At 51.7% G+C, this 26,819-nt stretch carries 23 protein-coding genes; 20 read left to right on the top strand and 3 right to left on the bottom strand.

Going from position 1 to position 26,819, the window contains the following annotated elements; translation table 11 throughout:
* Positions 1 to 75 precede the first annotated feature (75 nt).
* The 14 genes from CFK45_RS05500 to lipA all read left to right on the top strand — a co-directional run bounded on the left by CFK45_RS05500 (position 76) and on the right by lipA (position 13,876).
* A complete protein-coding gene (locus CFK45_RS05500; protein WP_096085420.1) occupies positions 76 to 954 on the top strand; it encodes a putative ATP-dependent zinc protease in 879 nt (292 codons plus the stop codon).
* Positions 951 to 2,465, top strand: a complete 1,515-nt coding sequence (locus tag CFK45_RS05495; RefSeq protein WP_096085419.1) for an inactive transglutaminase family protein — start codon at positions 951 to 953, stop codon at positions 2,463 to 2,465. The genes CFK45_RS05500 and CFK45_RS05495 overlap by 4 nt, the downstream gene beginning before the upstream one ends.
* Positions 2,462 to 3,427, top strand: a complete 966-nt coding sequence (locus tag CFK45_RS05490) for an alpha-L-glutamate ligase-like protein (protein ID WP_239923569.1) — start codon at positions 2,462 to 2,464, stop codon at positions 3,425 to 3,427. Before CFK45_RS05495 ends, CFK45_RS05490 begins: the two co-directional genes overlap by 4 nt.
* A gap of 163 nt (positions 3,428 to 3,590) precedes the next feature.
* On the top strand, positions 3,591 to 4,847 hold the full coding sequence (locus tag CFK45_RS05485) for a glutamate-5-semialdehyde dehydrogenase (protein ID WP_096085418.1): 1,257 nt from the start codon (positions 3,591 to 3,593) through the stop codon (positions 4,845 to 4,847).
* A gap of 115 nt (positions 4,848 to 4,962) precedes the next feature.
* Positions 4,963 to 5,625, top strand: coding sequence for a nicotinate-nucleotide adenylyltransferase (nadD, locus tag CFK45_RS05480; RefSeq protein WP_096085417.1), 663 nt, complete (start codon positions 4,963 to 4,965; stop codon positions 5,623 to 5,625).
* A gap of 28 nt (positions 5,626 to 5,653) precedes the next feature.
* Positions 5,654 to 5,998, top strand: a complete 345-nt coding sequence (gene rsfS / locus CFK45_RS05475; protein ID WP_096085416.1) for a ribosome silencing factor — start codon at positions 5,654 to 5,656, stop codon at positions 5,996 to 5,998.
* Complete coding sequence (gene rlmH / locus CFK45_RS05470; protein WP_096085415.1) at positions 5,995 to 6,462, top strand: 23S rRNA (pseudouridine(1915)-N(3))-methyltransferase RlmH; 468 nt, start codon at positions 5,995 to 5,997, stop codon at positions 6,460 to 6,462. Before rsfS ends, rlmH begins: the two co-directional genes overlap by 4 nt.
* Before the next feature lie 34 nt (positions 6,463 to 6,496).
* Complete coding sequence (gene mrdA, locus CFK45_RS05465; protein ID WP_096085414.1) at positions 6,497 to 8,377, top strand: penicillin-binding protein 2; 1,881 nt, start codon at positions 6,497 to 6,499, stop codon at positions 8,375 to 8,377.
* Positions 8,367 to 9,509 (top strand): rod shape-determining protein RodA, encoded by a 1,143-nt coding sequence (gene rodA, locus CFK45_RS05460; protein ID WP_096085413.1) that lies wholly within the window; start codon positions 8,367 to 8,369, stop codon positions 9,507 to 9,509. The genes mrdA and rodA overlap by 11 nt, the downstream gene beginning before the upstream one ends.
* Positions 9,510 to 9,538: 29 nt before the next feature.
* A complete protein-coding gene (locus CFK45_RS05455; RefSeq protein WP_158224608.1) occupies positions 9,539 to 10,555 on the top strand; it encodes a septal ring lytic transglycosylase RlpA family protein in 1,017 nt (338 codons plus the stop codon).
* Positions 10,556 to 10,702: 147 nt separating this feature from the next.
* On the top strand, positions 10,703 to 11,869 hold the full coding sequence (locus CFK45_RS05450; protein WP_096085411.1) for a D-alanyl-D-alanine carboxypeptidase family protein: 1,167 nt from the start codon (positions 10,703 to 10,705) through the stop codon (positions 11,867 to 11,869).
* A 13-nt stretch (positions 11,870 to 11,882) separates the two neighbouring features.
* On the top strand, positions 11,883 to 12,155 hold the full coding sequence (locus CFK45_RS18545; protein ID WP_192870736.1) for a YbeD family protein: 273 nt from the start codon (positions 11,883 to 11,885) through the stop codon (positions 12,153 to 12,155).
* Between the two features lie 60 nt (positions 12,156 to 12,215).
* A complete protein-coding gene (gene lipB / locus CFK45_RS05445) occupies positions 12,216 to 12,827 on the top strand; it encodes a lipoyl(octanoyl) transferase LipB (protein WP_239923581.1) in 612 nt (203 codons plus the stop codon).
* A 68-nt stretch (positions 12,828 to 12,895) separates the two neighbouring features.
* Positions 12,896 to 13,876 (top strand): lipoyl synthase, encoded by a 981-nt coding sequence (gene lipA / locus CFK45_RS05440; protein ID WP_096085410.1) that lies wholly within the window; start codon positions 12,896 to 12,898, stop codon positions 13,874 to 13,876.
* Between the two features lie 24 nt (positions 13,877 to 13,900).
* Here the strand turns inward: lipA and CFK45_RS05435 are convergent, their stop codons facing one another.
* The 3 genes from CFK45_RS05435 to CFK45_RS05425 form a co-directional block, all read right to left on the bottom strand.
* Positions 13,901 to 14,614, bottom strand: a complete 714-nt coding sequence (locus CFK45_RS05435; RefSeq protein WP_096085409.1) for a hypothetical protein — start codon at positions 14,612 to 14,614, stop codon at positions 13,901 to 13,903.
* A gap of 63 nt (positions 14,615 to 14,677) precedes the next feature.
* On the bottom strand, positions 14,678 to 15,289 hold the full coding sequence (locus tag CFK45_RS05430) for a LysE family translocator (protein ID WP_096085408.1): 612 nt from the start codon (positions 15,287 to 15,289) through the stop codon (positions 14,678 to 14,680).
* A gap of 252 nt (positions 15,290 to 15,541) precedes the next feature.
* Complete coding sequence (locus CFK45_RS05425) at positions 15,542 to 16,363, bottom strand: hypothetical protein (RefSeq protein ID WP_096085407.1); 822 nt, start codon at positions 16,361 to 16,363, stop codon at positions 15,542 to 15,544.
* Positions 16,364 to 16,771: 408 nt separating this feature from the next.
* Between CFK45_RS05425 and CFK45_RS05415 the strand changes: the two genes are divergently transcribed.
* The 6 genes from CFK45_RS05415 to CFK45_RS05390 all read left to right on the top strand — a co-directional run bounded on the left by CFK45_RS05415 (position 16,772) and on the right by CFK45_RS05390 (position 26,801).
* A complete protein-coding gene (locus tag CFK45_RS05415) occupies positions 16,772 to 18,451 on the top strand; it encodes an autotransporter assembly complex protein TamA (protein ID WP_143247482.1) in 1,680 nt (559 codons plus the stop codon).
* The gene (locus CFK45_RS05410; RefSeq protein WP_096085404.1) at positions 18,448 to 22,002 is read left to right on the top strand and encodes a translocation/assembly module TamB domain-containing protein; all 3,555 of its coding nucleotides are present in this window, start codon (positions 18,448 to 18,450) and stop codon (positions 22,000 to 22,002) included. The genes CFK45_RS05415 and CFK45_RS05410 overlap by 4 nt, the downstream gene beginning before the upstream one ends.
* Positions 22,003 to 22,231: 229 nt before the next feature.
* Positions 22,232 to 22,921, top strand: a complete 690-nt coding sequence (locus CFK45_RS05405) for an ABC transporter ATP-binding protein (protein ID WP_239923579.1) — start codon at positions 22,232 to 22,234, stop codon at positions 22,919 to 22,921.
* On the top strand, positions 22,918 to 24,231 hold the full coding sequence (locus tag CFK45_RS05400) for an ABC transporter permease (RefSeq protein WP_096085402.1): 1,314 nt from the start codon (positions 22,918 to 22,920) through the stop codon (positions 24,229 to 24,231). Before CFK45_RS05405 ends, CFK45_RS05400 begins: the two co-directional genes overlap by 4 nt.
* A gap of 9 nt (positions 24,232 to 24,240) precedes the next feature.
* Complete coding sequence (locus tag CFK45_RS05395; protein ID WP_096085401.1) at positions 24,241 to 25,449, top strand: ABC transporter permease; 1,209 nt, start codon at positions 24,241 to 24,243, stop codon at positions 25,447 to 25,449.
* 2 nt (positions 25,450 to 25,451) lie between these two features.
* On the top strand, positions 25,452 to 26,801 hold the full coding sequence (locus CFK45_RS05390) for a sigma-54-dependent transcriptional regulator (RefSeq protein ID WP_096085400.1): 1,350 nt from the start codon (positions 25,452 to 25,454) through the stop codon (positions 26,799 to 26,801).
* Positions 26,802 to 26,819: the final 18 nt, after the last annotated feature.

Genomic DNA, 26,819 nt, shown 5'->3' with positions numbered 1-26,819 from the left:
AGTGTTCGTTGCCATGGCGACACACATTAGGTACAAAGGTGGCCCGTTATTAGGCTTAGATTTTTTGCGTGCTCAATGCGTTTTTTTTGTTCGATACTGCATCTCTCTTCGCAGCGCGTTTGGCGCTTTATTGCAAGCCCTGCCCGCAGGGCACTGTGTGTCACTAGTTTTTGTCGCGCCGGCTTTTGGGGGCTGGTGATCTCTGCGCTGAGTGCCTGCTCGTGGCTCGGCTTAAAACCTGAGCCGGCTGACAACAGCGCTCATGAACAAACCCTGCGCCTTATCCAGCAGCACCAGGATGGCAGCCACGAACAGTTGAGTCGGGAGCTGGCCGACTTGCGCTCCGGCCAGGCCCAGCTGGCTGAGGCCCTTGTCTCGTTAAACCAGAGTGTCAAGGCACTGCAGCAAGTCGCTGAGCCCAAACCGAGCCCTGAGCAGGTGCAATCGCCGTCGGCTGCGCCCGAGCCTGCCGGCGTTGAGCTACAGAAGCCGATATTCGGTCGAGTTGAGTGGCTCTGGCTAAAGCCCGCCGCCAGTTATTTTTCGGCCCAGCTCGATACCGCCCTAGAGATGAGTTTGATCTACGCCGATGACATTACCCACTTTGAGCGGGACGGCGAGCCCTGGCTGCGCTTTTTCCTGCTTAATAAGCAGTTGGAGAGCCCCGTGCTCGGTTCTGAAAAAGTGCGCTACTTAGGCGCCAGTGCCAAAGGCGCGGTTGTCAGCTTGCCCATTGAGTTGGCGAGCATTGATGAAAGCATCAAGTTTATGGTGCTGGCGCGCAAGCGCGACAACCCCCATGTTGTGCTCGGTCGCAATTTTTTAACCGATATGGCTTTGGTTGATGTCAGCCTGAAATACACCGTTGAGCGCAACAGTGACTATCTGAGTCTCAGCGCCGGCGACACCCAAGTGCAGGCCGGGTCTGCTGAAGCCGCTGGCGAGCTCAAATGAGACACAGCAAAACGCCACTGTATATCCTTGTGCTGATATTGCTGATTAGCGGTATCAGTTTAACTTGGCAGCGCCATCACAACTTCCAGGTTCCGTGGTTGCCCGGTGAACAGCAGCAAGTGTGGTCGGTCGAGGCCATGGTTGAGTTTAATGGCACCGGCGAGCCGGCTCTGGTTTCCCTGGCCCTGCCCGATGCGCAGACCGGCAAAGAGCTTATTTCAGAATTTACCGCAAGCCCCGGCTACGGTTTGGCTTTTGCCCACAAAGACGGGGTGCGCCGCGCCGAGTGGTCGGTCAGGCAGGCCAGCGGCGCTCAGGTGCTATATTACCGAGCCGAATTTGTCAGCGACGCAGACCTCAGCGTTAAACAGACGGCACCGCTACTCGAGCGCAGCCCGCTGTTAACGGGCAGCGGCCCGCAGATTACCGTCGCGCGCGAATTGTTAGCCGAAGCTCGCCAGCGCAGTGCCGATGCCGCCACCTTGAGCCGCGAGCTGGTGCGCGAGTTTAATCAGCAGGGGGAAGCTGCGGCCTTGCTAAAGCAGGGCGCAAGCCGTGAGCAGTGGCTGGTGGCGCTGCTCAGTGAGGCCGGTGTGCCGGCGCGAATAGTCGAGGCGCTGGAGCTGGAAGACGGCCGCCGCCGCTCGCAGTTGTCGAAGTACCTGCAAGTCTTTAGCGACGACGAGTATCTGCTGATAGACCCTTATGCGGGCCTGCCTGTAAGTGAACAGTCACTTCTCTTGTGGGAGTACCGCTCTGAGCCGGTGTTGGATGTGATCGGTGGGCGCTATTCGCGCGTATCGTTTTCTGTGCTCGAGCAAAAGTTGCCAGTGCGGGATATTATCAATCAGCGCCGCGATCACAGTTCGGGGCTTAGAGACTTTTCCATTCACCTGTTGCCGCTGTCTGAGCAGGCGCTGTTTAAGGGCATTTTGTTGATCCCGATTGGCGTGCTGGTGGTTTGCTTGCTGCGCATCTTAATAGGCATTAAGACCGCTGGTACTTTTATGCCAGTGCTGATTGCTATCGCCTTTATTCAGACCTCGCTAATTACTGGCCTGATCGGTTTTGTATTGATTGTCGGTGTTGGCTTACTTATTCGCGGTTATCTCAGTCAGTTAAACCTGTTGCTTGTTGCGCGCATATCTACGGTGATTATTTCGGTGATTATCTTGATTGCCGTGCTCGCGGTGCTCAGTTACCAGCTCGGTTGGACCGAAGGTCTTAAAATCAGCTTCTTCCCGATGATTATTTTGAGCTGGACCATCGAGCGCATGAGTATCTTGTGGGAAGAAGAGGGCGGGCGCGAAGTGTTGACGCAGGTTGGCGGATCGCTTTTTACCGCGGTCATCACTTACGCTTTAATGATGAATCACTACGTGCAGCACCTGACCTTTAACTTCCTCGGTTTGCAGTTGGTGATTATGGCTTTGGTGCTGCTGCTTGGCACTTACACCGGCTATCGCCTGTTTGAATTACACCGCTTCTATGCACTGGTGAAGCGCAAGTGATTGCTCTGTGGTGGCGGCGCTGGCTCAGCTTAAAATCTCAGGGTGTGCTCGGCATGAACCGGCGCAACCACCACTACATTAGCCGCTACAACGACCGCGCTCTGTATCCGACGGTCGACAACAAGCTCTTGACCAAACAGTTGGCCCTGGAATTTGGCCTGACCACGCCCGAGCTGATCGGTGTGGTCGACAATCAGCACGATGTGCGCAGCCTGGCCGAGCTGCTCGCCAAACACAGCGCGTTTTGCATCAAACCGGCCAAGGGCTCCGGTGGCAAGGGCATTTTGGTGATCACCGACAGCCGGCTCAGCGACAATAACAGCCTTGAGTTTTGCAAAAGCAGCGGCGAGTGGCTGTCTTTGGCTGCGCTGCAGCGCCATGTCAGCAACATACTCGCCGGCTTGTTTTCTCTCGGCGGAGCCACGGATGTGGCCATGGTTGAGTCGCTGCTCAGGCCAGAAAGCTCACTTGAAAATTACAGTTTTCAGGGGGTGCCGGATATTCGTGTTATTGTTTTTCGCGGTATTCCGGTAATGGCAATGATACGCCTGGCCTGCTCGGCCTCTCACGGCAAGGCCAACCTGCATCAGGGCGCTATTGGTGTGGGGCTCGATATACACAGCGGCCGGGCTATCAACGCTGTGCAAAACGATGATGTTATTGATGTGCACCCCGATACCGGCGTCGATCTTATGTCTCTTTCTGTGCCGCACTGGGACAGGTTGCTTGAGTTAGCCATGGCCTGCCAGGAAATTAGCGGCCTGGGTTATCTCGGTGTCGATTTGGTGATTGATCAGCACGCCGGGCCAACCCTGCTTGAGCTGAATGCGCGCCCGGGTCTTAGCATACAGATTGCCAATGGCGCGGGTCTGATTCCGAGGCTTAAGGCGATCGAACTTATTAACAAACCCGAGCTGATGAGCCGCAGCAGCAAGCTCGACTTTGCCCGCGCGCACTTTTAAGCGCCTTCACTTAGCTTGCTTCGGTTTTTTAAGTGAATGCCGAGCGAGGGCTGTCGTGCGACTTTGTTGCTGAAAAGTCGCTGTTGTTCAGCAAGCCCCTGTGCCCCTTGCCTTAGCCGCGCTATAATGGCCGATTTCCTCATAGCAACTGCTACGAACATCCATGAACGTTACCGATTACATGATTGAACTTGGCAAAAAAGCTCGCAGAGCTTCGCGCCAAATGCTCAGTGCCAGTACGGCTGATAAAAACAATGCTCTGTTGGCCATAGCCGGGCAGATCGATGCTCAGCGAGCTTTGATTCGCGCTGAAAATCAACGCGATCTGGCGGCCGGTCGCGAAGCCGGACTCGATGCGGCCCTGCTCGATCGCCTCGAGCTCAATGACGAGCGCATCGACGGCATGATAGAGGGCCTGCGCCAGGTTGCGGCCCTGCCCGATCCCTGCGGCGAAATCACCGACATGAAAAAGCGCCCATCGGGCATTCAAGTTGGCAAAAAGCGTGTGCCGCTTGGCGTAATTGGCATTATCTATGAGAGTCGCCCGAATGTGACCATCGATGCTGCGAGCCTGTGTTTAAAAGCGGGCAACGCAACCATATTGCGCGGTGGCAAAGAGGCTATTCACAGCAATCAGGCCATCGCCAAGTGCATTGCCGCCGGTTTGCAGCAGGTGGGTTTGCCTGGTGAAGCTGTGCAGGTGGTTGAAACCACCGATAGAGCCGCTGTCGGCAGCCTGATCACGATGCCTGAATACGTTGATGTGATCGTACCGCGCGGCGGCCGTGGCTTGATCGAGCGCATTAGCAACGATGCCCGGGTCAGTGTGATTAAACACCTCGACGGCATTTGCCACGTTTATATTGATCAGCACGCCGACCTTAAAAAAGCTCACGATATTGCCCTGAACAGCAAAACGCACCGCTATGGGGTCTGCAACGCTATGGAGACCTTGTTGGTACACGACGCCGTTGCCGCTGACGTTTTGCCGGAACTTCGCAAGGCTTATGATGCCGAAGGTGTCGAGCTGCGCGGGGACAGCAAGACCCAGGCGCTGTTGCCGGGCATCGAAGTGGCCAGTGACGAAGACTGGGATACCGAATATCTCGCGCCTGTTCTGGCAATAAAAATCGTCAGCAGTTTTGATGAGGCCGTTGATCATATTAATCAGCACAGCTCTCAACACACCGATAGCATCGTTACTGAAAACTACACGCTCGCGCGCCGTTTTATTGCCGAAGTAGACAGCGCTTCGGTGATGATCAACGCCTCGACACGTTTTGCCGATGGCTTTGAATACGGTTTGGGCGCAGAGATTGGCATCAGCACCGACAAAATTCACGCTCGCGGCCCGGTGGGGCTTGAAGGCCTGACTTCGCAGAAGTGGGTGGTGATGGGCGATGGCCATATTCGCAATTAGCTGCAGCGTTTTTAAAGCTTGCGTTATCGCCAGCTGAGCGAAGCTAAAAGCCTAAGAGTCTTAAAGCGGGTCAAGGCTAGAAGGCAAGAGGGTAGAGGATAAAGAGTGGCGCAACGTGGCAGCTAACAAGTGCATCGCAATTTACGGCGGAAGTTTTGATCCGCCGCACCGCGGCCACTTAGCACTTGCCGCAGCCGCACTCGAGCAGTGTGCAGCGAGTGAGCTGCGTTTTTTGCCCTGTGCCGAACCGCCGCACAAAGCGCAAACACGTGCCGATGCTGGTGCGCGTATGGCCATGTTGCAGGCGGCTATAGAAGAAGCTGATGATCGCCGCTACCGGCTTGACGATAGAGAAATCAAACGCCGCGGCCCGTCATACTCGCAGCTAAGTTTAAGCGAGTTGCGAGCTGAGCTTGGGCCCTCGGCCAGTTTGATTTTTGTGATTGGCTGGGACAGTTTACAAAACCTCGATCGCTGGCACCGCTGGCGCGAGCTGTTTTTGCTGGGCAACTTTGCCGTTGCCGCGAGGCCGGGATATCGCCAGCTCGATTCCAGCCCGGTCGCCAAAGAACTGGCCAACAGAGAAGTTGCCGCCGCGCAGTTGGCCGCACACCCGGCGGGTGCCATCGCCCGCCTGGATATGGCCGAGTGGCCGCTGTCGTCGACAGAGCTTCGCTCCTTGATGGCCGGCGGCGTCGACGACAACAAACTGACAACAATGATTAGCCCGGCGGTTTTGAAAGTGATTAAACAACGTTCACTTTATCGCGGGGCTTAAACAATTTTTATAACGAGTACAGGAAACTATGCCTAACTCTTTACAGGCCGTCGTTGAAGACGCGCTCGATGATTTAAAAGCTCAAGATGTAACCGTTCTGGATGTTCGCGAACTCAGCGATGTTATGGATACCTTGGTAATTGCCACAGGCACTTCAAGTCGCCACGTGAAATCGCTCGCCAGCAACGTGGTTGAAGATTGCAAAAAAGCCGGTTTTCGGCCCCTGGGCTATGAAGGCCTCGACGAGGGTGAGTGGGCGCTGGTCGATCTTGGTGAAATGGTTGTGCACGTGATGCAGCAGAGCGCTCGCGATCTGTACGAGCTTGAAAAACTCTGGTCGCTGGAGCCGGCGACACGTAAAAACGAAGAATGAAACTCAGCATTATTGCCGTAGGCACCAAAATGCCGGCTTGGGTCCAGCAGGGTTTTGGCGAATATGAAAAGCGCCTGCCCCGCGAGTGGAAACCCCAGCTCAAGGAGTTGGCGGTCGCCAAACGCGGCAATAATGCCAATGTTGAAAAACTCAAAAATCAGGAAGCTGAGCAAATTCTTGCGGCTTTGCCGCGCTCTGCTCACGTTGTTGCGCTCGATGTGCTCGGCAAAAAAACCGATACTCAGGCGCTTGCGAAAAATATGCTTAATTGGCAGCAGCTCGGCCAGGATATTGCGATTGTGATCGGCGGCCCCGACGGGCTTGCCGAGCGCTGTCTGCAACGGGCCAATCAAAAGCTCTCGCTGTCTGATTTAACGCTTCCTCACCCGCTGGTTCGCATCGTTTTAATTGAACAGCTCTATCGTGGCTGGACAATTAACAATGGCCACCCCTATCACAAATAGTGCGGACTTATAGGCGGCGAAGCCCGAGGCTGGTATGAATAAAAGCGCCCACGAAAGCGACCACCACCAGTTTAAAGATCACGCCTACGAGCAGCGCCTATTTAAACGCCGCGTGGTGGTTTCGCTGGTGCTGGTATTTGCTGCGCTGACGGTGTTGATCTTTCGTTTTCACGATTTGCAGATAAAGCAGCACCGGGATTTTGTTACGCAAAGTGATAACAATCGAATCCAGTTAAGACCGGTGGCGCCGAACCGCGGTTTGCTGATTGATGCGCGCGGCCGCATCATTGCAGAAAACAAAGCGGTGAGCACGCTGAGCATAGTGGTTGAGCGGGTTGAAAACCTGGATGAGACGCTTGCCGAGCTAGGCAAGCTTGTCGATATCAGTGAGCGCAACCTCGAGAATTTTCACAAGGCGCTGAAGTGGCGCCGCCGCCCGTATCAGCCGGTGGCGCTCAAATACAATCTCAGCGATGAAGAGCTTGCGCGCATTGCCGTCAACGAACACCGTCTCGACGGGGTCGAGTTGCAGGGGCAGCTGGTGCGCTACTACCCCTATGCCGAGCTGTTTTCCCACGTTGGTGGTTACGTTGGTCGCATCGACGAGCGCGAGCAGAATCGCTTTGATGACGAGCAGAAGCGGCTCTACGCCGGTACCGACAGCATCGGTAAAATCGGCCTCGAAAAGTTTTACGAGTCGGTCCTGCTCGGTTCTGTCGGCCAGGAAAAAATTGAGACCAATGCCCGCGGGCGGGCGCTGCGTGTAGTGGATGCACAGCCGCCGCAGGCGGGCTCGGATATTGAACTGTTTTTGGATGTCGACGTGCAAAAGGCCGCGTCTGAAGCGATGGCCGGGCGCCGGGGCGCAGTGGTGGCCATTGATGTCGACAGCGGCGGCGTGGTGGCGATGCTCAGTGCACCGGCCTTTGACCCCAATTTATTTGTCACCGGTATCAGCAGTCGCGACTACCGCGCGCTAAATGACAACCTCGACTTACCCCTGTTTAATCGCAGCATTCAGGCTCAGTACCCACCCGGTTCGACCTTAAAACCCATGCTTGGCCTCGGCGGGCTCGAATACGGCATTATCAGTGAATTTACCCGCGTGCCCGATCCGGGCTGGTATCAACTGGAAAACGACGAGCGCCTTTATCGCGACTGGAAGCGCGGTGGACACGGCGCCAAGGTCGGTTTGCACCAGGCCATCGTCGAAAGCTGTGATGTGTTTTTTTACGATCTCGGCAAGCGTATGGGGGTCGACAAAATGCACGAGTTCGGCAATTATTTTGGCCTTGGCCAGCACACAAATATCGATGTGCCGAGCGAGCGCAAGGGGCTGTGGCCGTCGCGGGCCTGGAAGAAAAATGTGCGCGGCCTGAACTGGTACCCGGGCAACAGTTTAAATATGAGCATCGGCCAGGGGGATGTGCTGGCAACGCCTTTGCAGCTCGCTGCAATGACTGTAGCGATGGCCAATAAGGGGCGTTTTATTGAGCCGCGCCTGGCCAAGAGCATTGCCGGCGAAAGCACGCAAATGACCGTGCGCAGCACTTATGAAGGCAAAGATGCAAACTGGGCCCAAGTGCTAAAAGGTATGAAAGACGTTGTGCACAGCCCGCGCGGCACGGCGCAGTCGTTAAACCGGGATTTAAACTTTACGATGGCCGGTAAAACCGGCACCGCGCAGGTGGTGTCGATTGCGCAGGAAGAGGAATACGACAGTGAAGCGCTTCTGGAGCGCCACCGCGATCACGCCCTGTTTGTCGGTTTTGCCCCGGCTGAAAACCCGCGCATTGCCGTCGCTGTTGTGATTGAAAACGGTGAAAAGTCGAGCGAGGCCGGCGCCGTTGCCAAAGCTGTGATGAAAAGTTACCTGACCAACCGCTTCCCGCTGGAATTTGCCGATGCAAAGTAGCACGGACTTTTTACGTCAACTACCCGATTCGGCCGCGCACTTTGCCCGCGGTGAAGGGTTTTGGCGCCGCTTGCACATCGATCCGATTATGTTGCTGCTGTTATTGATGCTGACTTTTTTTGGTTTGTTGGTGCTTTACAGCGGCAGCGGCCAGAGCACCGGCATGGTCAAGCGCCAGGTCGCTTTTTACATTATTGCCTACGGCGCGATGTTTACCGTGGCTCAGATCGACATGAAAATTCTCGCTCGCTGGGCGCCGTGGTTTTACGGTATCGGCATTATTTTGTTGATTTTGGTGTATGTGATTGGTGTTCAGGCGAAAGGGGCTCAGCGTTGGATCAGCTTGGGTTTTATTCGTTTTCAGCCATCTGAGGCGCTGAAAATTGCGGTGCCTGTTGCGGTTGCTGCATATTTTTCTTCGCGTATGTTGCCGCCGAAGTTTAAGCACGTGCTGGCCAGTTTGATGATTATTGCGTTGCCGGCAGTGTTGATATTAAAACAGCCGGATCTCGGCACCTCGATTTTGATATCGGCCTCGGGTTTGATTGTGTTGTTTTTGGCCGGTTTGCGCTGGCGCTACATTTTTGGCAGCGCTTTGTTGCTCGCTGCGAGTGCCTGGCCAATATGGAACTTTGTTTTACAGGGCTATCAGAAGCGCCGAATTCTTACTTTGTTTAACCCCGAAGCCGATCGTTTTGGCGATGGCTGGAATACGATCCAGGCAAAAATTTCCATCGGCTCCGGTGGTATGGAAGGCAAAGGCTGGTTAAACGGCAGCCAAAGCCAGCTCGATTTTTTACCCGAGAGTCACACCGATTTTATTATTGCGGTGCTGGCCGAAGAATTTGGTTTTGTCGGTGTGCTGGCTTTGCTGGGGCTTTATCTGGCGATCATTATGCGCGGTTTGTTTATTGCCTGGAATGCCAAAAATAGCTTTAATCGCCTGCTTGCAGGCAGTCTTATTTTAACGTTTTTTGTCTATGTTTTTGTCAATATTGCCATGGTCAGTGGCCTTTTGCCTGTTGTCGGGGTGCCGCTGCCGCTGGTCAGTCTTGGCGGTACGTCACTTGTGACTCTAATGCTTGCTTTTGGTATTTTAATGGCGATAGCAACGGACAGCTCTAAGACTTAACAATGCCTTTAACTAACAGAATTCTTTGTTTGTCTACCGTACTTTGCGCGGCGTTTTTGCTTGTCGCCTGCAGCACTCAGCCGGGCGCACAAAACCAAACAAGCAGCGCGAGCGAGAAAGACGAGTACGCCCACCTGCGCGATATTATTCCGACAGCGGAAAAAGACAGTGGCCCCAAACAAGAAATTGATATGAGCCACGTGCCCGATGCGGTGCCGCGCTACGAAAAACGCAGACGCGCGGGCAATATCAGCCCCTATAAAGTCAAGGGCAAGGTTTATCACGTGATGGACGAGGGCAGTGGTTATGCCGAAGTTGGTATCGCGTCTTGGTATGGCAATAAATTTCACGGTAATTTGACCTCAAACGGCGAAACCTACGACATGTACGCGATGACGGCGGCGCATAAAACGCTGCCGCTGCCGTGTTATGTCAAAGTGACCAACCTTGCCAACAATAAAACTGTGGTGGTGCGTGTTAACGACAGGGGGCCGTTTGCCCACGGTCGCATTATCGATTTAAGTTATGCGGCGGCGCAGAAGCTCGGTTATACCCGCCACGGTACGGCGACCGTCAAAGTTGAACATATCGAAATTCTAGAGCCTACAGAAGATAGCGGTGTTGACGTATTGGTCGCATCGCCTAAGCACGAGCAGGAAACAGCAGAAACGACAGCTACAACCACTGCTAATACCGCTGCTAATACCGCTGCTAATCCCAAGGCGCCTTTGGCTAGTTCCCCGCTTGCAACGCCTGCAGTGGCAGATACGGCCGGGGTAAAGAAAGCAGAGCCTGCGCCCGGCGCTGAGCTTAAGCCGTATTTACAGGTTGGGGCTTTTAGTTCAGAGGCGGCAGCGTTAACCAAACAATTTCAAGTGGCGACCATGACTCAGTGGCCGGTGCAGGTTGAAGCGGGTGTCAATGCCAGTGAGCAGGCTATTTATCGAGTTAATATCGGCCCGCTGCCCGACGAAAAAACGCTGTTAATTGTTAAGCGAGCCCTTGTTGATAAAGGCCTGGCAGAAGCACATCGAGTGTTGAAATAACTGGCCACAGGGCAATGTCGATACTTGCCTTTAAAGCGCTGCCACAAAAAGCGCGCTAGCTGCAGGCATCACAGTCCGATAGCTCGCGTGTTACAATCCGCCGTCTCTACTTGTGCTACCCGTTTTAAAACTAGGGAACTTGTTTTCATGCGCCGACTTAAGCTTGTTTTGCTAAGCCTTGTTTTTTGTACTGCAACTGTCGCTAAAGCCGCAGCGCCCGTGCTGATGCCCGCGCCTCCGCAACTGGCTGCAAAAGCCTGGATATTGATAGACGCCAACAGTGGCAAGGTATTGGTTGAGCACAATGCCGATCAGGAACTGCCGCCGGCGAGCCTGACCAAAATGATGACCTCGTACATTATTTCCGAAGAAATTGCCGCCGGGCGCTTAAGCGAAGATACCCTGGTACAGGTCAGTGAAAACGCCTGGCGTAAAGGTGGTTTTAAAAGTGGCAGCTCAACCATGGCGCTCGAGCCGCGTATGGAGGTCAAGGTAATCGACTTAATGCGCGGAGTGATTATTCAAAGTGGCAACGATGCCTCGATTGCGCTTGCAGAACACGTTGCCGGCAGTGAAGAAGCTTTTGCCGATGTCATGAATCAGCAAGCCCACTTGCTTGGTATGACTCACAGCAACTACGCCAATTCCACAGGTTGGCCGGCGCCCGGCCACCTTACCACCGCGCGCGACCTTGCAATCTTAGCCCAGGCGGTGATCAACGATCACCCCGAGCACTACGCTATTTACGCAGAAAAATATTTTAAATTTAATGGCATTAACCAGCCCAACCGCAACAAGCTTTTATTTCGCAACAAGTTTGTCGACGGTTTAAAAACGGGCTATACCAAAGAGTCCGGTTACTGTTTGGTCGCCTCTGAAAAACGCAACGATATGCGCTTGATCAGTGTTGTGCTCGGCACCAAAAGCAAAGAGGCGCGCGCCGCTGAAAGTCAGCGCCTGCTGGCCTACGGCTTTCGTTATTTTGAAACCTACAACTTGTACAGCAAAAATCAGGTGGTTCCCGACCTCAGCCAGCGTGTCTGGGGCGGAGCGGTCGACAGCGTTGATTTAATGCTGGCCAACGATGTTGTTGCAACGATTCCCCGCGGTGCTCGCGACAAATTAAGCCTTGAAAGCGAAATTGACACAGTGATCAAGGCGCCAGTTCAAGCCGGTCAAGAACTTGGTTTACTGCGCTTAAAGCTCGATGGCGAACTTGTTGCCGAAGCGCCCCTGTTGGCGGCGAGCTCGGTTGAAGAAGCTGGCTTTTTCTCGCGTATGTGGGATGAGTTAATTTTGATGATTGAAGGCTAGTTTGGGACCAGCAATGACACAGCAAGAACCTCCCAAGATTGAATTCCCCTGCGCCGACTACCCTGTCAAAATCATGGGCGAACACAGCGATATCTACCAAGAGCGTGTGTTGGAAGTGGTTGAAAAACACGCACCGGGTTTTGATCGCAAACGCATAGGCATTAAAACCAGCTCCAAAGGCAGTTTTCGCTCAATCACCGTGCTGATTACCGCCACAGGGGTTGAGCAGTTGCACGCTTTGCATATGGACTTAAAGGCCATCGCCGAAACTAAAATGGTGTTGTAAGTTTTGATACTCAATGTGCGCGAACTTGGGCGCAGCGTCTATGCCGATAGCTGGGCGGCAATGAAAACATTTACCGATCAGCGCGGCAGCAACGATAGAGATGAGCTGTGGCTGCTTGAGCACGAACCTGTCTTTACCCAGGGGCAGGCGGGCAAAGCCGAACACCTGCTAGCGCTCGGCGATGATATTCCACTGGTGCAAAGTGACCGGGGTGGGCAGGTCACCTACCACGGCCCGGGTCAGTTAGTTGCCTATGTGTTGCTCGATCTCAAGCGTCGCAAGATGGGTGTGCGCGAGCTGGTAAGCGCAATCGAAGAATCTGTTGTGCAGTTGTTGGCCGGCTATGGCATAGAAGCAGCGCCCAAAGCGGATGCTCCGGGGGTCTATGTCGACGGGCGCAAGTTGGCTTCGCTCGGCCTGCGTGTGCGCCACGGCCGCAGTTTTCACGGGGTTGCCCTCAATTACAATATGGATCTCAGCCCGTTTTTGCGCATTAACCCCTGCGGATATCCCGGCATGAGCATGGTGCAGCTGGCCGATCTACTGCCCGCGCAGGCGCTGCCGAGTTTCAAGCAATTCCAGGCCGATTACGCTACAATACTCGGCCGAATTTTGGGCTACGAGCCCGGTGAGCAGTGCCGCACGACAGCGCCCTGGCCCACCGCCATCTAATTTGACGAACAATCATCGCGCGAATGTTAGAGCCACACGCTCAAAACATCGCCGCCTAAAGAAGTTATATGTCTGAAGAGTCTAGCGTTCCTGTAAAACGTACCCGCCGCCTGAAGCAGGGTGAAAAGCTGCGCGATGCCGACAAGGTTGAGCGTATTCCTGTCAAAGTCATCGCCAGTGATGAACTACTGCGCAAGCCCGACTGGATACGTATCCGCGTGTCGACGTCGCCCGAGGTGGAGCGCATTAAAAAACTGCTGCGCAAAAACGGTTTGGCCACCGTCTGTGAAGAGGCGAGCTGCCCCAATTTGGGTGAGTGTTTTAGCGGTGGTACCGCCACGTTTATGATCATGGGTGAAATCTGCACTCGCCGCTGCCCGTTCTGCGATGTGGGCCACGGCAAGCCAAACCCTCTCGATCCCAAAGAGCCAATAAACCTGGCCGAAGCCATTGCCGAGCTCAAGCTCAAATACGTTGTGATTACCTCGGTCGATCGCGACGATCTGCGCGACGGCGGTGCCCAACACTTTGCCGATTGCATACGCGAGTCGCGCGAGCGCAGCCCAAATTTACAGGTTGAAGTCTTAGTGCCCGATTTTCGCGGACGCATGGAAGTCGCGCTCGACATACTTGAAAAAGAAGCGCCAGATGTCTTTAACCACAACTTAGAGACAGTGCCGCGCCTGTACCGCCAGAGCCGCCCCGGCGCAAACTATCAGTGGTCGTTGAAGTTACTTCAAGAGTACAAAGCTCGCCGCGCCGATGTGCTGACTAAGAGCGGCCTGATGGTGGGTCTGGGCGAAACAAAAGAAGAAATCTTTGAAGTCATGCGCGATATGCGCAAACACGACATCGATATGCTGACTATTGGCCAGTATTTACAGCCGTCAAAAGACCACCTGCCGGTTGAGCGCTACGTAACGCCTGAGGAATTTGACGAGTACAGCGAGCTGGCAAAAGAGCTCGGCTTTAAGCACGCCGCCTGCGGGCCGCTGGTGCGCTCGAGCTATCACGCCGACAAGCAAGCGCACGGCGAAGAGGTGAAATAAACCGCCCCAGGGTTTAGCTCAGCGCTAGCGCGGCAGAGCCAATAGCGCCGGCGATGAGCAAAACTGGTAAAGCGCTCGCGGCGCCTGACGCAGGTCGCTGTAACTGATGGCGGCATTGATCGCGTTTTGCAGGGTGCTGGCCAGCCCGGCTTCTTCACCGGGTTTGGCCGCGTAGCTGGCCTGGGGCAGCCAAACGGGCGCCTGTTCCGGGCGGCTGTTAATCAAACTTTGCACGATGGCCTGATAACTGGTGTGGCCGCGGCTAATACAGCGAATGGCAGCGCCGTAGCTGCTGATGGCAAGCTGGTTTTCAACTTCGCTATCACTCATTGAGCTCGCCTGACAGTGGCTGGCAAGTAAGCCGCGCATGCAGTCGTGGCGGAAGTGTTTGAGGTTGTAGCGCAACTGCGCAAGTAAAAGTGGCGAACCGAGCTGGCTGTCGCCGAGTTCGCGCTCAACCAGAAAATCACACAGTTCCCTGAGCATATGTGCACGTGCGTCGGCGCAAGCTTTGTAAGCTCGCCCCCATATACCCATCTGCATTTGCATCTGCACGATGCCTATCCACCAATAAATAGGGCGCCGTTGGTTGCGTAAGTGCTGCTGCCAAGTGGCATCGTTGGTGCTGGCAAAGTGAATAAGAAAGGACTGCCTTGCGCTGCCGCTTAGCTGGGTTAATTGCTGCAAAAAATCCTGGATCTCTCGCTTGTCCTGAGCATTGAGCTGAAGAACTGGCATTGCCTACCTCCACGTGCGCGGTGAACTAAGGGCTAGATTGCTGAACTTCGGCGCTAGTTGTCGCTAACTTATATTACTTAAGCTCAAAAATACTGCGGCAACTAATAAGGCTGAACCACAACTAATATTGAATATACGCCTAAAAACTGGCGTTTGCAGCCACTTTAGTAATAACTTGCCGCCGCCGGCGTAGATACTCATCCACAGCATGTCGATGCTGATACACAGGCTAGATAACACAATAAGCTGGCCGAGCGCCGGTTTGGCCGGGTCTATAAACTGTGGAAACAGGGCGCCAAAGTAGATTAGGCCTTTGGGATTGCCGAGGGCAATAAGCATGGCTTTGGCAAAAAGTTTGTGGCGGTGAACTTTGATTGTTGCCAGGTCAATGTTGTCGATACCACTAAAGGCCAGGCGCAGGCCGAGCCAGGCGAGATAAGCTGCGCCAAAATATTTAACAGCGCTAAACGCCGCAGGATACGCCGACAGCAAAAAACTCAAACCCAGGGCGCTCAGGCAGATAAGGATAAGATTGCCACAGCTTATGCCAAGCATGGTAAACACAGTGTGGCGCAGGCCAAAGCGAGCGCCGTCGGCAAGGCAGGTTAACATCGCCGGCCCGGGGCTGGCGGAGACAAAAAACGTCAAACTAATAAATAACCAAAGCTCGGGCATCTTGCGGTCTTATTGCATACATTGAGGGCCGCACGACTATAGCAAGTTGAAAGTTGCGCCGACAACCGAGCCACTGCTGTTTGTGTCGGCGTTCTTATTTGCGACCGCACGCTATAGGTTTGCTTAGAAATAAGCGTTAGGGCCTAGTGCGGGGCTTAGCTTTAAGACAAATGAGGGCGTAGTCTAATTAGAAAAACCAGTCGGCCGTTTTATGCGGGCCGGCTGGTTTTTATGCTTATTAACTTAATTAAGTTAAGGAGAGGGGTAAGCCGCGCCGTAGGCTTGGTCCAAATAGGGGCGCAGCGGCTCCAGTGGTGTAGTGGTTTGCCCACCGAATTCATCTTCGTAGCGAATCTGGAACAAAAACTCCGTCTCGCCTTCGGGCAATATTTCACTCTGGATGTCGAGGCCAATCGCGGTAAAGCGCTCGGCTTCCGGAGCTGGGAACGGAGCGGCAACATAAAAGGCACGGTCGCCGTGGCCGAGCCAGCGGGTTTCGACCTTAAAGCCCTGTTGCCCGCTCATGCGATCGCGCTCGATGCGTTTGTACAGCCGCAAATTAAGGTTCTTGCCTTGCATTTTAATTGTTGTGGCGTCGGCCAGGGCATTGGGGGTGATGTCTTCGGCGTGACCTTCAGCACTGAGTAACTCGGCGCCAAAACTGTGGCCGGGGTTGTTGAGGTTACTCTGTTGCTCAACCACATAGAGGCGCACGTTAACAGGGCCATCGGCGTGAATCTCAGGGCCGCTGACTTCTACCAGAACCTGTTTATACACCCAGGCGCCGTTAACGATGGCGCGGTAGTTAGCACCGTCGTAAGAAAAGTTCTTGGCTACCAAGTCGGTCGCGTTGCGAAACTCGAGCTTTAGCTGGGTAAGTTTGTCTTCGGGGCTGTGTTCAGAGCTTTCCGTGCTCAGTTCCATGCTTTCGAGCTGGTTCAGGTCGAGACCGGGGTAAAACGGCTGGTAGTTTACCGACGGGTGTAAAACTTCGTACTTGTTTTGCTCGGCAAGTACACTAAGAGGTAAAAAAGCACAGCCTAATACCAGGCTGTTGCGAATCAGCTTAATCATGTTATCTCCTATAAAAACACATCGGGGCTCATCCCCGCGCACGCATCATAGTTGCTTTTAAGGCAATTTTGATGACACGGCTCGATGTTTTAAGGCCAGGCCTTGTGCTTGCGCAATTTTTTGCAGCCGTTTTAAGTTTGTCTGTTTTATGCACACCAAAGGTGAGCGGTACCGGGTTTGGATATTGGCAAAAAGCGCCGGCAGAGCTAAAAAACTGCAGCGCTGAACAAACAACATTACAATGGCAAACCCAAGCTTACGTTTGTTTATGCAAAATAATGTGAAAGGGACTTTTTGTTGTTCTTGTCTTGCTTGTTGTTATTGCTTTTGGTCGGCGCGCGATTGCGGGCCTCGGCTGAAACTGTACCTCGCTATATTGGCCTCGGCTTTTTTTTATTAGCATCTTTGATGCTGAGCCTGTGTGCGCGCGCGGAAATAAGCATTCACGGGGGCAGTGACGCCTTAAAAGCCAATGTGCGTGCGCATTTGGATAGCCTTGCGCGCGAAGCATGCGACGCGCCAACGTGGCGGCTCGAGCGTGCCAGTGCGCAGTTGCCACAGCAGATTGAAGCTGCGGCGCAAGCACTCGGTTATTACCAGCTTAACTACGAGCGCGAGTGGCGCACAGATAACAACTGCTGGCAACTAAGCTTGGATTTGCAACCGGGCCCGCGCGTTTATATTGAAGACATTCAGTTTCAGTTATTGGGCCCCGGGCGCAGTGATGCAAGTTTACTCGATGTGCAGCAAGGGCTTGAGTTAAGTGTTGGCCAGCCACTTAATCACGGTGACTACGAAGATGCCAAGCGCGCGGTGCAAAAGCAGATGCAAAATCGCGGTTATTGGCAGAGCCGCTGGCAGCAAAGCCGCATGCAGATTTCACCGTCGGATAATCAAGCGTACTTATTGCTGCAGCTTGATACCGGGCCAAAATCTTATTTTGGCCAGTTACTAGTGCCGCAAACGGCTTTAGATACCTCGTTGGTATCGCGCCTGGCAGGTATTGAACCCGGTACCGTATTTACCAAAGAAAAACTCGATCTTGCCTACGAGCGCCTGCAGAGCAAAAACTATTTTTCATCTGTACTGCTGCAGCCGAGCTTTGAGCAAGATGAAGGCGATACCGATATTGCTATGCAACTGGCCATGGCCAGTAAATACCAACTTAGTACCGGGCTCGGTTATTCGAGCGATCAGGGCCCGCGCGTGAGTTTTCGTCTCGATGATCACTATGTCAATCGCGCCGGTCACAGCTGGGCTTTTCACAGCCTCTGGTCTGAAGATTTAAGTGAAGTAAAATTTAACTATCGCATTCCGCTCACCGATCCCGCAGAGCAGTGGTTGGATAACCAGCTCGGTTATCTGCGTGAACAAACTGACTCGTATTTGAGTAGAACCTATACCGCCGGATCGCGTTATGTTTCAAAGTTAAACGAGCAGTGGAACTGGTTTGCCGCGCTTAGTTTCCAGCGCGACCTATATCAGGTTCAGGGCCAGCAAGATGAAAATTCAAAGTTGTTGATTCCCTCCGGCGGCTTGAACTATCTGTGGTTAGATAACCCAAGTTTCACCCGCCTGGGGCTGCGGGTTGAAACAGAGCTGCTGACAAGCTCCGACCGGTTTTTTTCCGATACTCAGTTTGTGCAGTTTCGCGCCTATGCTAAATCCATTGTTCCTCTCGGTTCCAAGCTGCGCCTGATTAATCGCGGCCAATTTGGTACAACAGCACTGCGTGAATTTTTTCAATTGCCGCCGTCAATACGTTTTTTCACCGGTGGCGACAACAGCGTGCGCGGTTACGACTACAACTCCATCGGTGAAGAAGACGAAAACGGTGTGGTTCAAGGTGGTAGTCATTTATTGGTCGGCAGTGTTGAACTCGATCACCCGATAAAAGGGCCCTGGTATGCGGCGGCTTTTTTTGATGTTGGTACTGCCTTTGATAGCGAAGCCGATTTTAGTCGGGGCACGGGCCTGGGCTTGCGCTGGCGATCACCCATAGGCCCGCTGCGCTTTGATCTGGCTAAACCGCTGGATGATCCCGACAGTGACTACGCCATTCACTTTTCTGTCGGGGTCGATCTGTGAAGCTGCGCTATTACTTAAGTTTATTGATCTTGTTCTTTATGCTAAGTGTGACGGCGTTTGGCGTATTTTTGCTGCACAGCGAGCGCGGCGCGCGCTGGGCCTTGGCTTATATTGATGCGCTGGAGTTTATTGAACTGCGCTACAGTAAACTCGACGGTAACTTGTGGCAGGGGCTGGCATTTGAACAGTTGCATGTCGAGCTGGAAAAACAAAATATTTTATGCCGGCGCTGCGCATTTCGTTGGCAGCCGATGGCGCTGCTTGCAAAAACAGTTTTTGTATCCGAGCTTGTTGTCGACGGTTTGCGTGTTGAGCTTGATGCGCAAGAGGCAGATGGCAAATTAAATTTTTCAGGTTTTGATGAATTTGCGCCACTTGGAACAGTCGTTGTCGGCGAGTTTCGTTTAAATGACTTTGAGCTGGTCTTGGCAGGCCAAAGTCAATTCCAATTGGAAAAAACCGTACTTTCAGCGAATTATCGCCGCGCTTTGCTTGAACTTGATATAAAACAGTTTCTTTGGTTAAAGCAAAGCGGCAAAGCAAAATTGCAGCTTCACTTGCAAAAGGCGTTAGCTGCTGAAGCCGAGCTCTGGTTAAACAGCTTGCAGGGGCGCAAGCTGGCAAACAACCACAGCGAGCTGAGTGTAAATTGCGATGTAAATTTTACTTGTGTAGGCGAGCTGAACTTGTCGAGTGTTTCGCCGCCGTGGCTTGAGGGTATTCAACAGGCTTCAATTGACGGGCCGTGGCGCTTTGATCAAGATGTATTTACATCTCAGCTTGGCGCCACTTTGGTCAGTGACGATGGGCAAGTAGCCGAGCTTGAAGCCAGTGCGAACTATCGTCTAAGCGAGCCGCGATTTTGGTTTAAGCAAGTTAAGGCAAAGCGCGGTGATAGTGAGCTAAGTGGTGAGCTTGTTCTTGATTGGCAAGAATCATTTTTTTTAGAGAGCAATTTTCAGCTAACGCATTTAACTGCGCGCAGCCTTGAACCCTGGTTGAACTTTGACGGTCACTTAAGTGCTGTCAGTGTCGACGTCGACGTCGACGCTGCGTTTAACTATTCCGCAGCGTCTACTCAGTTGCATGCAAAGGCGCTACAGCTGCATGTTCAAAATCGCAGTTATCAAGGCAGTGGCAGCTTTGCTTTAAATCGCTGTGATAAAAAGCTGTGCTGGTTTTTACAGCACTTAGTGCTTGAGCATGACAAGAGTCGGCTCAAGCTGGATGCCGCTTTTGTTAATGCTGAGCCGAGCGCCTTTGATGTCGATATTAAGCAGCTTAATTTGGCCTGGTTGAGCTCAAACTTTGAGGCCTTGGCACTAGACGGCTTTTTGGACGCTCGCCTGCACTTAAACAACAAGACTTTGAGTGTGAATGCCAATGCTGAGGCCTTGCGCTATGACAGCTGGCGTTTTGACGCACTAAAACTTCAGTCAACGTTAACCTATGAGGATTTTAACGATCGCAGTAGCTGGGCAAGTGAGCTTAGCAAGTTAAGCTTTATTGTCGATGATGGCAGCCTCGCTAAGGCTCGGGTAAAACTTGCCTTAGACGGTGACTGGCAGCAACAGCAGCTAAGTGGAAAATTGCGCGTGTTAGAACCGGCAGATCGCGCTGAATTTGCCGAGTATTTAAAGCGTTTGGATTTTAATCTAAATGTTCAATCAAAAGATGTGTCCGGGCATCAACATTGGGCGTTATCGTTAGAAAACTTAAATATCAACTCTCCCCGATTTGGCCGCTGGGCTTTAACCCAAACAGCTAAATTTGATCTGTCCGAAAAACAGCAAACCCTGTATCAAGCGTGTTTAAAGCAGCGTCGTGGCTACGCCAGTTTGTGTTTAAATGAAGCGCAGTTTGTTGATCGGCAGGGTTTGCTTAATTTTGAGTTCAGTGACTTTCGCTTGGATGACAAAAGCAGCCCACTTGCTTACTGGTTAAATAAAATAAATCCCGACTGGCGTTTTCAAGGCCACCTTAATGCGCGCGGGCAGTTAAAACTCGACGAGCACTGGAGCGCTCGTGTGCTGGTGCAAGCACCCGAGCTTGCACTGGTTTATCAACAGCAGGAATTCGAAGATCAGGCCGCCAAGTACTGGCGCTTCCCAAGCGCAGAGCTGCGTTTAGGTGTGGGTGATCAGCGGCAGTTTTGGCGTTTTGAGTTACTCAGTGAGCAAAATGACCGTTTGTTTACAAAGGGAACTTATGTGCGCCCTGAGCAGGCTACAAGCTTAAACCCGGCGTCGGATCAGCGCAGTGCAGCGGGTTTAAGTAGTGAATTGGAGCTGGATTGGCAGTCTCTTGAAACGTTTGAGTTATTCTTTCCCGAGCTTGAGCAGTTAAACGGAAGGCTGGTGGCGAATCTTAAAGTTCAAGGTGTCTTACCTGCTCCGGAACTTATTTGTCAAGCCTCGGTAAGAGAACTGTCTTTTGTATTGCCATCATCTAATACTGAGCTTAGTCAGTGGCAGCTAAATTTAAATGTTGATCAAGAGCAAGCTGTGCTTGCCGGTTCGGGCAATGTCGGTAAAGGCAAGGCAGAAATTGGCGGGCACCTCGATTTGCGAGCTCAGGAGTTTGAGCAAAAGTTAAGTGATATACAGCTGTGGTTGAAAGGCGATCGCTTAACATTGATTGATGGTGCGCAGTTGCAACTGCTCAGTGATGTAGATATGAAACTGTCGGGCAATTTAGATGGTTTATTGTTAGATGGCCAGCTGGAAATTAAAGACTCCTCAATGAAACTAGAAGAGTTGCCTGCCTCGGCGACCCGGGTAAGCAAAGATCAAGAAATTATTGGTGTTGAGCAGCAGAAAAAACAGGAGATACCACTGACTTTAAACTTGCGCCTTGATTTAGTCGACAATGTGCACTTTTCCGCTTTTGGTTTGGATACCGAAGTTGAGGGGCAGCTTCAGTTAAGTGGCAGCAATAATTTACGCGGTGTTGGCACGCTGGAGCTTGTAGATGGTACCTACCAGCGCTACAGCCAGCGCCTGGATATTGAGACCGGGCAACTTATTTTTACCGGTGATCTTGAAAACCCGCTAATCCGTTTAAAAGCTGAACGCGATTTTACCGAAGCTGTGGTTGGCATAGAGTTGAGCGGCAGTGCCGACGAGCCTGAAACCCGGCTTTATTCCAGCCCGAGTATGAGCAATGCCGCCAAGCTTTCGTATTTACTTAGTGGCCAGCCGATTATGGGTGAGGGCCAGCTGGCGGCTCAGGAGTTACATAACGCGGCCCTGACCCTGGGTATGAGCCGCGGCCTTGAAAGTCTCGACAGCGCCGGGCAAAAACTTGGCTTAACGAGCGTTTCATTGGAAAGTGACAGCGAGAACACCACAAACGTTGCCCTTGGCAAACAGGTCAGTGACAAGCTCTATATCAAATACCTTTACGGTTTAATAAACAATTCGGCGCAACTGGTGATGGAATATCGCCTCAATCGTAACTTATCGCTTGAGGCAGCATCCGGCACCAGTCAAACGGTGGATTTACGCTATCGTTGGCGTTCAAAGCAGCCGAGTGATGAAAATAAAAACTAAGAACTATTGTGATGCCGGCGCCAGCATTGTTTTGGTTAATTAGTTCGTGTTCACAGGGCCTTAGGCCTTTTTGTTCTGATGTCCGATTTTGCTGTCCGTTCGATATGCGGATGCCGGTTTTGTTACACAAGCCTAACCGGCCCTGTTTCTGCTGAGCCTGGGGCGATATACTAAGTCTAAAAATTGCACAGTTATACAGGCTTAAGGTTGGCCACTGATAATGTTGGTGATGAAGAAACTGAGTAAAAGTTTCCGTTCGGGCATAGTCGAGACCCGAGCACTTAGTAATTTTGACCTTGAGCTTGAGGCCGGTGAATTTCTTACCGTGACAGGGCCATCCGGCTCGGGTAAGAGCACATTTTTAAATATCACAGGCCTTATTGATAGCTATGATGACGGTGAATATTTTCTAGATGGTGAGAATGTCTCTAAGCTAAGCGATGAGCGTCTGGCTCGGCTTAGAAGTGAAAAAATTGGCTTTATCTTTCAGCGCTTTCACCTTATTCCAGAGCTAACGGTTTATCAAAATATTGAAGTGCCGCTGCTTTATCGAGGCTGGGGGAAAAGCCAGTGCAAGCAGGCGATCGAAGAGGTGCTCGCCAGCTTAGCTCTGGAGTCCCGCCGTCAACACAAACCTGAGCAGCTTTCGGGCGGGCAGCAGCAGCGGGTGGCCATCGCGCGCGCGCTGGTAGGCAAACCTAAGTTATTACTTGCCGATGAGCCTACAGGGGATCTCGATTCAGTATCGGCAAAAAAAATAGTGAATGTATTAAGGCAGATCAACGAGCATGGCACCACTGTTATTCTGGTTACCCACGATTTAGCGTTGGCAAGAAAGAGCCGTCGCCGTCTGCAAATTGTCGATGGTCGTTTGATCGATTTTAAACAGATTGTTCACAGTGAGTGGCGCGAAACGTGAGACTGATCCGTTTTTATCTGCGCAGCTTTTTTTTCAGCTTTATCGATACCTGGCCTTCCGCGATTGCAGTGCTTCTTTCCATGGCGCTGGGTATGTCTATTTTTGTCAGTGCGCTTCTTCTGTACCGGGCTGTTGCTTTCAACCCGTTGTCTGAAATCAACGATACGATTTTCCTGCTGCAAATTGACCACTGGTCAACTAGCTCCGATTACGATTATGGCGATACCCTGCCGAGATATTTAAGTTATACCGATGCCTCAGCGTTGGCTGCTTCAGAGCTGACGCCGGCAACTGCACTTATGTATCAGACCGGTGGCAATATCACAGCGGACAGCGCTCGTTTACATGTATCAACGCCGGCCAGGGCAACGAGCTCTGGTTTTTTTAGTGTTTTCCCCGTGAGTTTCCTTTTTGGAGGGGCGTGGTCAAGTAGTGATGATAAAAATAAGAAGCACGTAGTTGTATTGTCTAAAGAGTTAAACGACCGGCTCTTTCAAGGCAAAAATAGTGTCGGTGAAGAGGTTATTTTTGTTGATCAGGTTTATGAAGTTGTCGGTGTGCTTGATACGTGGTCACCAAAGCCCAAAGTACATGACCTCGGTACCGGGCCCTTCGGTTATCAAGATGGCTTATACCTTCCGTTTGAGCTCGCCATAGAAAATAAGTTGGGCAGTTGGGGGAGCTTTGAAAGCTGGCAGGGCAGGGTTCACTACAACACCTTCGACAAATTAGTACACAGCGAGACGGGCTGGCTGCAACTTTGGCTGTATTTTCCTGATCGAGCGGCAAAAATGAAGTATCAGGAATTTTTAACAAACTATATCGCTCGCCAAATCACCTTGGGGCGCCCATTTCGGTCCGAACGCTTTGAACTTAAAACACCGGATCAGGTGTTAAAAATGTACCGGGTTGTGAACAACACTATCGTACTCACTTTTCTTTCATCGAGTGTTTTTTTACTGCTGTGTTTTGTCAACTCGACCATGCTTGTATTTGTGCGCCAGCAGCACATTAGCTTTAGGGTCGGCTTGCATCGCGCATTAGGTGCGCGCAATACGGAGGTACTATGGCGCTTTGTGCTTGAAGCTTTGGTGTTTTCTGTATCGAGCATGCTTTTAGCATTATTGCTGTCGCCACTATTTGTTTCTGTATTAAAGAAACTTCCGGGCGGGCAGCTTGATGTTCGTTATGCTTCTATGGACCTTCTGTTGCTGATCTCCGCCCTGTGCTTGTGTGCGTTTCTAGTGGTTTTTATTCCCATGACGCTCTTGCTAAGTAAAAAACCTGCGCAGTTACTGCGTGGCGCTTAACTTGTTTTTATGTTGCTAATAAACCATCTATTAAAAATGATTTTTCGCCATCGTTTACTGTCGCTATTGTTGGTGTTGCAGATGGTTCTGGCAATACATCTAATGGCGATATCCATCGATATTGTTGCAGAGCATGTGGTCAAAGTTTCGCGGTCTTCGGGTATTGCAGATAGCTTTTATTCGATACATATGCAGCCTTACCATAAACACTTGGATCTAAATGAGCTTGTTGAGTCAGATCTGGGTTTTATTCGCTCATACCCCGGAGTGGATTTTGCTAGCTCATCTTATGCTTTGCCGATGTCCGATCGAGTGTTTTCATCCTTTTTTTATCGCTTTGTAGTATCTGAGCAGGGTGAGAAAGATATAAATGCCGTTCGCGCTTACTTTTTTGGGGTCGATACTGATGGTGCCAATGCTTTAGGTTTAAAAATCCGTGCCGGGCGAAACTTTTATCCGAGTGAGTTATACGGCAGCGAGTATCAGCCAAATACGCAGTTTGCGAAAGCAATGATTACCCAGACCTTAGCCTTAGAGTTATTTTCTGGTGAGTCAGCCTTAGGTAGGTATTTCAGCGGTGTAGACGGGCCAGTTTTTGAGGTTATTGCAGTGCTTGACGATTTTATTGCTGAGCCTCAATCGCCGTATGGAAAAAGTGCTTTTTTAGCGCCCGATACTGTCGTAAGAAAGTTTCGTTATTATTGGCTAAATGTGAAAAGTGAAAACGCAGATATGCTGGTAGACAAGCTTCGCGAGCAATTAGTACGGCGTAATGATAAGCGCTCTGTGGGTGAGCCTGTTTCAATCTCTCAGCAGCAAAGCCGGGTCTACGAACGTGATTTTGAGCTAATTAAGTTGTTCTCTTCGGTTATTGTTCTGCTAACTGTGCTTTGTGCCTTTTCGTCCTATGCCTTTGCTGAAATGCACGTACATAAGCAGGGCGCTTCAATTGCACTGCGCTATGCAATGGGGGCATCTAAAAAGCGCCTTGTTCGAGATGGCATTAGTGAGTTGGGCTTATTGCTGTTTCTGGCTTGTTTGTTGTCGCTGCTTGTGTATCTGGTTTTACGCTTTTCATTCGAAGAATTTATATCATTTAGCGTATTGTATTTGTTGAGTGCCGCTTGTTGGGTACTTGCAGTATTTTATTTTTCGGTATTTCCGGTCGTTAGCAGGAGTATAAAACGTGATTTTGCCCAGAGCCTCAGGTGGGAATAAGTATGAGTAAAGTACTTGTCATTGACGATAACTCCGCAGTCTGTGAAGCAATACGCCACCTGCTGGCACTTAATGATATAGACAGCATTTATGCGCTTACACCGCAAGCCGGGCTTAAATACCTGAGAGAAGATGAAGATATTGATCTTGTTATTCAGGATATGAATTTCAGTGAAGATACAACTTCTGGATGTGAGGGGGAACTGCTGTATCGTTCGATCCGGTCACTACAGGCCGATATCCCGGTTATGTTAATGACATCGTGGACGCAGGTGGAGGCGGCGGTTGCGTTGGTTAAAGGTGGGGCTGCGGATTACTTCTCAAAGCCCTGGGACAACAACAAGTTATTGTTGTCTGTGAAGAATTTTCTCGAACTTCGAGAGCTGCAGCGAGAAAAACAAAAAAAAGAGCAGGCTTTGATGGATTCTCGTATGGGGCTTCAGAAAAAATACGACCTATGTGGCTTGGTCTATTTTAGTGAATCTATGCATCGCTTAGTTGACATCGCTACTCGCATAGCGGCATCTTCGGCCTCGGTGATAATTTCCGGGCCAAACGGTTCGGGCAAGAAGAAGATCGCGGAGATTATCCAGAAGAACTCAAGGAGAAATAAACAAGCGTTTATTCGTGTAAATATCGCCGCTCTGCCGAGGGAGTCTATGGAAGCGGAGCTATTTGGCGCAGAGCTTGGCACTTTTCCGGATGCCAACAAAAATCGAGTGGGCTTGCTTGAGCGTGCGCACGCTGGCACGGTATTTCTGGATGAAATCGACAAGTTGTCGCTGGAGGCGCAGGTAAAGCTGCTGAATCTTCTACAGACTGGCGAGCTTGAACGACAGGGCTCAAATGAGATCGTCAAAGTCGATGTGCGGGTGATTAGCGCAACAAATGCTGATCTTAAGCAAGTGATTGAGGCCGGTGGGTTCAGAGAAGACCTTTTTTATCGTTTGAATGTGATTGAGCTTGAACTACCTGCTTTAAAACAGCGACGAGAGGATATCTTGCCACTTATTTTCCACTTCCTTGGCAGTGTTTATAGCCTTGCGCCAGATGCGCCCAAAGCTTTGCAAAACTACGACTGGCCGGGTAACGTGAGTGAACTTGAGAACTGTGTTGAGCGCGCAAAGTTGCTTGCAGCGGATAAAGAGTTGCATATCTCTGACTTCTCAATCGACGTGCGAAAAAATAAACGGGCCGCTAGCCCCGTTTTTGTTGAGCCCAGTAAAGATATAATCGAAGCCGCGCTTGAACTAAGTGGTGGTGTGGTTTCGGTCGCCGCGAGGCAATTGGGTTTGAGTCGCCAGGCCCTGTATCGGCGCATGGAACGGTATGATTTACATAAAAATAATTAGCTAGAGAGGTTCGACCGC

Source organism: Agaribacterium haliotis, from assembly GCF_002312815.1.
Lineage (GTDB): Bacteria > Pseudomonadota > Gammaproteobacteria > Pseudomonadales > Cellvibrionaceae > Agaribacterium > Agaribacterium haliotis.
This window is presented reverse-complemented; position numbering and strand designations above follow the sequence as displayed.

Excerpts from the sequence above, each read along its gene's own strand:
- CFK45_RS05500 (WP_096085420.1), top strand. The coding sequence starts at position 76 with ATGCGTTTTTTTTGTTCGATACTGCATCTCTCTTCGCAGCGCGTTTGG.
- CFK45_RS05495 (WP_096085419.1), top strand. The coding sequence starts at position 951 with ATGAGACACAGCAAAACGCCACTGTATATCCTTGTGCTGATATTGCTG.
- CFK45_RS05485 (WP_096085418.1), top strand. The coding sequence starts at position 3,591 with ATGAACGTTACCGATTACATGATTGAACTTGGCAAAAAAGCTCGCAGA.
- rsfS (WP_096085416.1), top strand. The coding sequence starts at position 5,654 with ATGCCTAACTCTTTACAGGCCGTCGTTGAAGACGCGCTCGATGATTTA.
- rlmH (WP_096085415.1), top strand. The coding sequence starts at position 5,995 with ATGAAACTCAGCATTATTGCCGTAGGCACCAAAATGCCGGCTTGGGTC.
- mrdA (WP_096085414.1), top strand. The coding sequence starts at position 6,497 with ATGAATAAAAGCGCCCACGAAAGCGACCACCACCAGTTTAAAGATCAC.
- rodA (WP_096085413.1), top strand. The coding sequence starts at position 8,367 with ATGCAAAGTAGCACGGACTTTTTACGTCAACTACCCGATTCGGCCGCG.
- CFK45_RS05450 (WP_096085411.1), top strand. The coding sequence starts at position 10,703 with ATGCGCCGACTTAAGCTTGTTTTGCTAAGCCTTGTTTTTTGTACTGCA.
- CFK45_RS18545 (WP_192870736.1), top strand. The coding sequence starts at position 11,883 with ATGACACAGCAAGAACCTCCCAAGATTGAATTCCCCTGCGCCGACTAC.
- lipB (WP_239923581.1), top strand. The coding sequence starts at position 12,216 with ATGAAAACATTTACCGATCAGCGCGGCAGCAACGATAGAGATGAGCTG.
- lipA (WP_096085410.1), top strand. The coding sequence starts at position 12,896 with ATGTCTGAAGAGTCTAGCGTTCCTGTAAAACGTACCCGCCGCCTGAAG.
- CFK45_RS05435 (WP_096085409.1), bottom strand. The coding sequence starts at position 14,614 with ATGCCAGTTCTTCAGCTCAATGCTCAGGACAAGCGAGAGATCCAGGAT.
- CFK45_RS05430 (WP_096085408.1), bottom strand. The coding sequence starts at position 15,289 with ATGCCCGAGCTTTGGTTATTTATTAGTTTGACGTTTTTTGTCTCCGCC.
- CFK45_RS05425 (WP_096085407.1), bottom strand. The coding sequence starts at position 16,363 with ATGATTAAGCTGATTCGCAACAGCCTGGTATTAGGCTGTGCTTTTTTA.
- CFK45_RS05415 (WP_143247482.1), top strand. The coding sequence starts at position 16,772 with ATGCTGAGCCTGTGTGCGCGCGCGGAAATAAGCATTCACGGGGGCAGT.
- CFK45_RS05405 (WP_239923579.1), top strand. The coding sequence starts at position 22,232 with ATGAAGAAACTGAGTAAAAGTTTCCGTTCGGGCATAGTCGAGACCCGA.
- CFK45_RS05395 (WP_096085401.1), top strand. The coding sequence starts at position 24,241 with ATGTTGCTAATAAACCATCTATTAAAAATGATTTTTCGCCATCGTTTA.
- CFK45_RS05390 (WP_096085400.1), top strand. The coding sequence starts at position 25,452 with ATGAGTAAAGTACTTGTCATTGACGATAACTCCGCAGTCTGTGAAGCA.